Raw genomic sequence first — 4,497 nt, forward strand, 5'->3', positions numbered from 1 at the left:
AGCGTGGTGTCGGCGGTGGAGGGGAAGTCTGCATGCGCAGGCCGCGGGCCGGTTCGGCATTGTTGGCGCCGGGAGCGCGAAGGATCTCACTGGAAGCGGGTCAAGCCATGTCGAACTGCAGGATGTCGCGGTCATGCGAGAGCATCACCAGCTCCCTGGTGGTCTTGCACACCCATGTCTGCTGCAGTGCGGGTTGGTCGATGTGCAGCGCCCGGACATCGAACACGACCTGGCACAGGCCGCCTTGATTATTCAGTGGCAACCCGACCTCATACCGCTCGACGCTGGCCCAACCGCGCCTGGGCAGGGCTGCTCACCGCCCCGATTCCGCCAGGAACAGGTCAGCGACGACTGGCGCCATCGCCTCGTCGTCCAGGCTTGCCTGCGGCTTCAGCCACGTGAACAGCCCGTTGATCATGCCGAACAGCAGCATGGTCAGCTGCTTGCTCATGGCGGCCTGTCGCGGCGGAACATGATCTCGCGCCACTGGCCGTCGCGGATCATCACCACGTGCGCCTGCTCGGCGTCGAGCGGCTGCGCCTCGTGCACCACCGCGCCGGTGGCCTGCTGCGCTACGCCGAAGCGCTCGATGTGGATGCGGTCTTGCGCCGCGCCGGCTTGCAGCAGCCGCCTCGGCCTCGTCGTTCATCTGGAACGGGCGGCAGACGTAGGCGCGGGCGATGGAATCGGCCGGCACCGGTGCGCAGGAACTCGGCGACCTTGGTCTGGTCCAGCAAGCCCATGTCGATGGCCGCATCGGTGTGCTCGTCGCTCAACACGTGGTGCAGCAGCTGCGCCACGTACCTGTCCTTCAGATCCTGTAGCTCCTCCTTGAACATGGTGGACTGCAGGCTGCGGTTGCCGTACACCAGGCTGAAGCGGCTGTGCGGTCGCGCGCCAGCACCGTCTTCATGATCGAGAGGATGGGCGTGATGCCGCTGCCGCCGGCGATGCCGACGTGGTGGCGTCGCGCATCCGGCTCCAGCGGGACGAAGAAGCGGCCCCGCGGCGCCATCACGTTGATGGTGTCGCCGGCATGCAGGGGTCTTCCTCCAGCACCGGAGCGTGCCCGCGCCATTCCGCTGTTCGTTGCGGCAGGACCAGCGCGCTGTCGGCGATGCGCAGCAGGTACTGGACGCGGGAATTGGCGCTGACCCGGATGGACCCTTGCATGGCGCTCAGAAGCCGTGAATGGATTGATCGCGCCCGCGACGGGGTGTATCAGGGTGCAGGCGAAGGCGCGGCCCCTTGCCAAGGCCGGCCGCCTGGGCAAGCGCCGCAACGCACGCATGCGGCCTGAGGCGCCCGCCCCGGAGGGCGAGGCCAAGACCCGATACCGGTGAAGAACTGACGTCATTGAGGGCCGCACGCGGGGTGCGAGCGATTCGCTCACAGCATCTACATGTGTCCACGGATTCGGGCAGCTCGTGGAAGGTGGGATGCCGGTACACCTTGTCCCGCGCGGGGTCGAAGTACATGCCCTTGTCGGCGGGGTCGCTGGCCACGATGTGGTTCGGAGCGCACCACCCACACGCTGGTGCCTTCCTGGCGCCGGGTGTAGACGTCGCGCGCCATCTGGATCGCCAGCTTGGCGTCGGCGGCATGCAGGCTGCCGCAGTGCTTGTGGCCCAGGCCGGACTTGCTGCGCACGAACACCTCCCCCCGCGGCCATTCCTGTTGCGGATCGCCCATGCGGCCTCCTTGCCTTCGCCGGCCTGCTTGCGCGCGAATGCCATGGCGGCGTCGCGCACCCAGGCGCCGGCATCCCAGGCCTTCAAGCGCGCCGCCAGACGGTCGCGGTTGCACCGGCCGTGGCCGGGGATCACGCGCCGGAACTCGTCCCAGGCTACCGCGCCGAAGTCGTGGTGCCGCCGTTTCTCGTTCCACTTGATGTCGCGTCGGGCGGCGTCACGCCCAGCACCCTGGCCTGCTCGACGGCGGCACCCACAAACTTTTGCCGCAGTTCGTCGTTCGAGATGCGCTTGATGGCCCAGTGCATCGACTGCGCGGTGTTGGGCGGGCGGTCCTCGGGCGGCCCGAACCTCATGATCGACCGCCACCACCGACGGTTCACCGCGTCCCGCACCATGGCGCGCTGGGACTCGGTGCCCTTTTTCATCATCGTCAGCGGGCTTTCGAAGCCTTGCCGCTGGTGGACTCTCCTCGCGCCAGATGCGGAGCATGACGCGCATAAGGGCCGTAGCAGCAGCGGCAGATCGGCGCCTGGTTCATGATCGCCGCGCCGTCCACCAGCCAGCCGATGGCGCCGACGTCAGCCCCTCCAGCAGCAGGCCGACGTATTCCGAGTGCGTGCTGGCTGATCTGCCGCACCAGCCTCTTGCGGTAGTGGTCCGGCATCCAGTCCTTGGGCTGGACGAACTCGCCCGCGGCGATGCGCGCCTCGAACCGCTCCTCCTGCTGGAGCTGGCGGGCAAAGCGCACCGGCTTGCACGTGTCGGCGTTCTTGCCGGCGGTGTCCATCGCCTGGGTACATGCGGCCCTGGTCGGACGCTTTCCCGACCGCTTGGTCGATGATAGGCCCAGGCACCCCGAAATCGTGAGCACCGCCCGCGGTGGCCTGCTAGTTGCGCTTGGGAATGTCGAGCCCGCGCACGACCGCCGGCCGGGCCACGAAGGCCTCGAGCACCCGTGCCACCTGCTTGAAGTCCTGGAAGCCGACCAGCTCGCCGGCGCCGTAGAAGCCAACCAGGTTACGCACCCACGGGAAGATCGCGATGTCCGCGATGCCGTACGCGTTACCGACCATCCAGTCGCGGCCTTCGAGGTGCCGGTCCAGCACACCGAGCAGTCGCCTGGACTCAGCCACATAGCGGTCGCGCGGGCGCTTGTCCTCGAAGTCCTTGCCGGCGAACTTGTGGAAGAACCCGAGCTGGCCGAACATCGGGCCGACGCCGCCCATCTGGAACATCACCCATTGCAGCGCTTCATAGCGGCCGGCGCTGTCCGGCGGGATCAGCTTGCCGGTTTTTTCGGCCAGGTAGACCAGGATCGCACCAGACTCGAACAGCGCCAGCGGCTTGCCGCCCGGCCCGTGGGGATCGAGGATGGCCGGGATCTTGTTGTTCGGGCTGAGCGAGAGGAACTCGGGTGTGGCCTGGTCGCTGGTTTCGAACGAGACCTTGTGCACCTCGTACGGCAGGCCGATCTCCTCCAGCAGGATCGATACCTTCACGCCGTTGGGCGTGGGCAGCGAATACAACTGCAGGCGGTCCGGCTGCGTGGCGGGCCACTTGCGCGTGATGGGAAAGCAGGAGAGGTCGGTCATGCGCATGAGCTTCCCAGAAACAACAAAAGCCTTCAATCAGAAGGCCTTGTTGGAATTGAAAAAGCCCTCGTTGAGAGGGCTTTTCAAACTGGTTGCGCGGGCAAGATTTGAACTTGCGACCTTTGGGTTATGAGCCCAACGAGCTACCAGGCTGCTCCACCGCGCGTCAGAGGGTCTAGTATAACCTATTCAGCGGCGTTCTGCTCGGCGCCATCAACTTCTGTCGTGTCGGGGCGGTCAACCAGTTCCACCAGGGCCATCGGCGCGTTGTCGCCGACGCGGTAACCCATCTTCAGGATGCGGGTGTAGCCGCCCGGACGGGTCTGGTAGCGCGGGCCGAGTTCGGCGAACAGCTTGGTCACCATGTCGCGATCGCGCAGGCGGTCGAAGGCCAGGCGCTTGTTCGCCAAGGTGGGCGTCTTGCCGAGCGTGATCATCGGCTCGACGACGCGGCGCAGTTCCTTTGCCTTGGGCAGCGTGGTCTTGATGGCCTCGTGCTGCAGCAGCGAGTTCATCATGTTGCGCAGCATCGCGAGGCGGTGCGAGCTGGTGCGGTTGAGTTTGCGAAGTCCGTGTCCGTGACGCATGGTGGATTCCTGTCTTTATCTTGAAAGGCAGCCGTATCAGGTACTGCCAGTTTCACCAATGGATCGCGCGCAACGGATTGCGGCGCGATCCCTCTTTTCTTAACGCTTGTCGAGGCCGGCCGGCGGCCAGCTTTCGAGCTTCATGCCAAGGGTCAGGCCGCGCGAGGCGAGCACTTCCTTGATTTCGTTGAGCGACTTGCGACCCAGGTTGGGGGTCTTGAGCAGCTCGTTTTCGGTGCGCTGGATCAGGTCACCGATGTAGTAGATGTTTTCGGCCTTCAGGCAGTTGGCCGAACGCACCGTCAGTTCGAGCTCGTCCACCGGACGCAGCAGGATCGGGTCGAACTGCTGCGAGCTGCGCTGCACCGGCGCGTCGAACGCGGCCAGTTCCGAGCCTTCGAGCTGGGCGAACACGGCGAGCTGTTCCACCAGGATCTTGGCCGAGGCACGCACCGCGTCTTCGGCGGTGATGGCGCCGTTGGTCTCGATCTCCATGACCAGCTTGTCCAGGTCGGTGCGCTGCTCGACGCGAGCGCTCTCGACGGTGTAGCTCACGCGGCGAACCGGCGAGAACGACGCGTCCAGCACGATCCGGCCGATCGACTTGGTCGGCTCGTCCCCGTA

Annotated in this window: 5 protein-coding genes, 1 tRNA gene and 4 pseudogenes; all 10 read right to left on the bottom strand. The window is 66.0% G+C overall.

What is annotated here, in order from left to right:
* Positions 1–100 precede the first annotated feature (100 nt).
* Positions 101–262 (bottom strand): hypothetical protein, encoded by a 162-nt coding sequence (locus JWP65_RS08190; protein WP_299762584.1) that lies wholly within the window; start codon positions 260–262, stop codon positions 101–103.
* A gap of 51 nt (positions 263–313) precedes the next feature.
* A complete protein-coding gene (locus tag JWP65_RS08195) occupies positions 314–451 on the bottom strand; it encodes a hypothetical protein (RefSeq protein ID WP_367280487.1) in 138 nt (45 codons plus the stop codon).
* Between the two features lie 5 nt (positions 452–456).
* Positions 457–1,033, bottom strand: a pseudogene (locus tag JWP65_RS08200) (phenylacetic acid degradation protein); the annotation flags it as partial.
* A gap of 11 nt (positions 1,034–1,044) precedes the next feature.
* Positions 1,045–1,173: pseudogene (locus JWP65_RS08205) on the bottom strand (Phenylacetic acid catabolic protein); the annotation flags it as partial.
* Between the two features lie 233 nt (positions 1,174–1,406).
* Positions 1,407–1,692 (bottom strand): annotated as a pseudogene (gene paaB, locus JWP65_RS08210) (1,2-phenylacetyl-CoA epoxidase subunit PaaB); the annotation flags it as partial.
* Between the two features lie 38 nt (positions 1,693–1,730).
* A pseudogene (locus JWP65_RS08215) lies at positions 1,731–2,481 on the bottom strand (Phenylacetic acid catabolic protein); the annotation flags it as partial.
* Positions 2,482–2,581: 100 nt separating this feature from the next.
* On the bottom strand, positions 2,582–3,286 hold the full coding sequence (locus JWP65_RS08220) for a glutathione S-transferase N-terminal domain-containing protein (protein WP_299762587.1): 705 nt from the start codon (positions 3,284–3,286) through the stop codon (positions 2,582–2,584).
* Positions 3,287–3,375: 89 nt separating this feature from the next.
* A tRNA-Met gene (locus tag JWP65_RS08225) sits at positions 3,376–3,452 on the bottom strand.
* A gap of 19 nt (positions 3,453–3,471) precedes the next feature.
* The gene (rplQ, locus tag JWP65_RS08230; RefSeq protein WP_299762590.1) at positions 3,472–3,873 is read right to left on the bottom strand and encodes a 50S ribosomal protein L17; all 402 of its coding nucleotides are present in this window, start codon (positions 3,871–3,873) and stop codon (positions 3,472–3,474) included.
* Positions 3,874–3,972: 99 nt separating this feature from the next.
* On the bottom strand, positions 3,973–4,497 hold a 525-nt coding region (locus JWP65_RS08235; protein ID WP_299762593.1), incomplete at its 5' end, for a DNA-directed RNA polymerase subunit alpha.

The organism is Ramlibacter sp. (genome assembly GCF_028292805.1).
In the GTDB taxonomy this organism is placed as follows: Bacteria; Pseudomonadota; Gammaproteobacteria; order Burkholderiales; family Burkholderiaceae_C; genus Ramlibacter.